Origin of the sequence: Candidatus Magnetobacterium casense, assembly GCF_019173545.1 — a bacterium.
Taxonomy (GTDB): Bacteria; Nitrospirota; Thermodesulfovibrionia; order Thermodesulfovibrionales; family Magnetobacteriaceae; genus Magnetobacterium; species Magnetobacterium cryptolimnobacter.
Genome location: NZ_JABXWD010000430.1, coordinates 1 through 2686 on the forward strand (window position 1 = coordinate 1; position 2686 = coordinate 2686).

A 2686-nucleotide genomic window follows, 5' to 3' on the forward strand; every position below is an offset into this window, starting at 1 on the left:
CAAGCGGATGATGGTACCGGTTTCCTCTGTCAGGTCTGTAAACAGGCCACCAACGAGTTGAGAGTCTTCGCTGATCTTGGAGTTTCTGACGGTGAACTTTATATTATCCACGGTTCTTTCCAGTATCCTGAATGTCATATAATAGGTGCTGTCTATTTTAAGCAGTGTTGGTTTCTTGGAGGTATTTTTCATGGGGATTTTTATCAGGCACCCACCCTTGCTGAGGTTCATTATGGAGACCTCCATGGAGGATATCGTGTTGAGGTCAAAGACCTTTGCCGGGATGTTTGTTGGTACACGGTCGTAGCGTCTTTTTGCTGAAGCCATTTTTTTGAACGCCCCATATCCCCACAACTGATGCCGGTTGATGCTGAGGTTGACCTTGGAGGGTGCAATCACCTCAGTGATGTTGTGCTTACCGTTTGCGGTGTCCCTCCTGAAGGGTGCCGGGAGGTGTTCGCCGTTTGACTTTTGGATGCTGTGTACGATAGGACAGTTGGCCTTCTCCGTCCTGTATGTGACCACGGCGATTTCGTTGTTGTTCAGGCGCACAAATGTCCCCGGAGGATAGATGCCGATGGTCTTGATAAAGTACAGTCCGAGTTCCTCTTCAAAACGAGTGCCCTTGTCCAGGAATATGCTGCGCATGGCAGTGTTTGCGGGCATGGCAGGACGATACCCCCTGCCCGATATCATGGCACTGTAGGCGTCGGCCAGGGATATGATGCGAGCCGTCTGGCAGATATCGTCCCCCTTTAGACCCCTGGGATAGCCGCTGCCATCAATTGCCTCGTGGTGCTGGAACACGCCCGTCAGCCACTGCTGTTGGGTTACTCCGAGGGACTGTAGCAGCTTAACGGTGCGGTGTTGGTGGACAGATATCTGCTTTTTTTGTTCTTCGCTGGGAGCATCTTTCTGCCAGTACAGCGCTTCCTGGAGTTGGAGTGCAGAGAGGTTCATGGTCAGGGCTGCGGCAAGCATCTCCTGGCGCTTATCGATAGACCACTCCAGGCGTTTCGCTATTATCTCCGATATGATGGCAGTGTGTACTGGATGTTTGATTGTATAGCGCCTGTCATTGTCCGTCAGCATGATGCCAAGGGCCAGGTCCTCATCCTCATAGCACACCTGTTGGATGGTGTTGCAGAGGGCCATGACCTTACCCTGGAAGTCATCTACGACGTTGTACTGTGTAAACAGGTGTTCCAGCCCCTCATAGACCTCATCTATGAGTTCAAACGGGGTATCGTTGTCCAGGTCTACCAGAGGCCTTGTGCGATTCAGTGGAGAAAAGCCTGCCGCATAGCCGAAAAAACTTGCCGGATTGCTCCCCATCAACTCCACAATACGCCGCAGCTCATTTTTGTCCTTGATTACGTAACCCTCCCTGAGCATCAGCTTGCCGTGCTGATCGTACACTGGATATGTCAAAGGTTTGCCTATGGACAAATCGTTTTTGCCTATCAACCTTGCCTCCACTTAGTGCCTGTCAAATTTTTGTCTGTTTGTTTGCAACATAATCTAAACCGACGCAACCAGCGCGTGTGAAACAAACTGCGCAGGCAAATATACATGCAAGAATTGAACCACCCTACCGCCAAAGACAAAACCCCCAATAACGCATCTGTACATGCAAGTGTGCAAGCGAGAGAGAGCGTTCAGAGATTAAAAAGTTAGGGTGGACACTTTGCGCAGATGGACTTAAAGAGGGTGGTGCTGAGGTACCTGTCGCCTCTGTCGGGGAGTATGACGACAATGACGCCGTCTGTCATTTCCTGTGCCTTTTTGACGGCGACGTAGAGGGCGGCGCCACTGCTCATTCCGACAAAGATGCCCTCCTTCATGGCCAGCCATCTGGCGGTATTGTAGGCGTCGTCGTCGTTGACGATTCTCTTGTCGTCGAGTCTGGCGGGGTCGTAGATGCCCGGGACGATGGACTCGGACATGTTTTTCAGTCCCTGAATTTTGTGTCCCAGGACGGGTTCTACGCCTATAATTTCGATTGAAGGGTCATACTCCTTGAGTCTTTTGCTAACGCCCATCAGTGTGCCAGTGGTGCCCATACCGGCGATAAAGGTGCTTATCTCACCGTTGGTTTGCTCGTAGATTTCCCTGCCTGTGGTTTCGTAGTGACTTCTGACGTTTGCGGGATTGTTGAACTGGTCTGGCATGAAGTAGGCATCTCTGTCTTCGTCGTATATTTTGTGAGCGAGTCTGATGGCGCCATCGGTGCCCTCATCCCCGGGACTAAGGACAAGCTCTGCACCGTAGACCATGAGGGTCATTCTGCGTTCAAGGCTCACGCACTCGGGCATCACGAGCTTGACCTTGTATCCCAGCGCTGCCCCTATCATGGCAAGTCCGATACCGGTGTTGCCACTGGTAGGTTCAAGTATTACGTGGTGGTCTTTGAGCTTATGGTTCTGCTGCGCATCCCTGACCATGTAATAGGCAATCCGGTCCTTTACCGAGCCGCCAGGGTTATTGCCCTCGAGCTTTACGAGGAGCCTGACCTTGGGGTTTATGTCCAGACTACCGAGGCTCACCACGGGCGTCTGTCCTATGGCATCGACTATACCCATTGGTTGTACCATAGTTGGGTGCGCACTCTGCTCACAAATGGTTTTTCCTGCCTCACAGGGTTACTCACCAACCACTGTTCTTACGACGAACTCCGGCGGCGACA

The 2686-nt window shown here is 51.9% G+C and carries 2 protein-coding genes; both read right to left on the reverse strand.

What is annotated here, in order from left to right:
* Positions 1-1467, reverse strand: a 1467-nt coding sequence (locus HWQ67_RS15885) for an HD domain-containing phosphohydrolase (RefSeq protein WP_218253664.1), incomplete at its 3' end; no start/stop codon positions are given.
* A 206-nt stretch (positions 1468-1673) separates the two neighbouring features.
* The gene (locus HWQ67_RS15890) at positions 1674-2594 is read right to left on the reverse strand and encodes a PLP-dependent cysteine synthase family protein (protein WP_218253665.1); all 921 of its coding nucleotides are present in this window, start codon (positions 2592-2594) and stop codon (positions 1674-1676) included.
* Between the last annotated feature and the right edge of the window lie 92 nt (positions 2595-2686).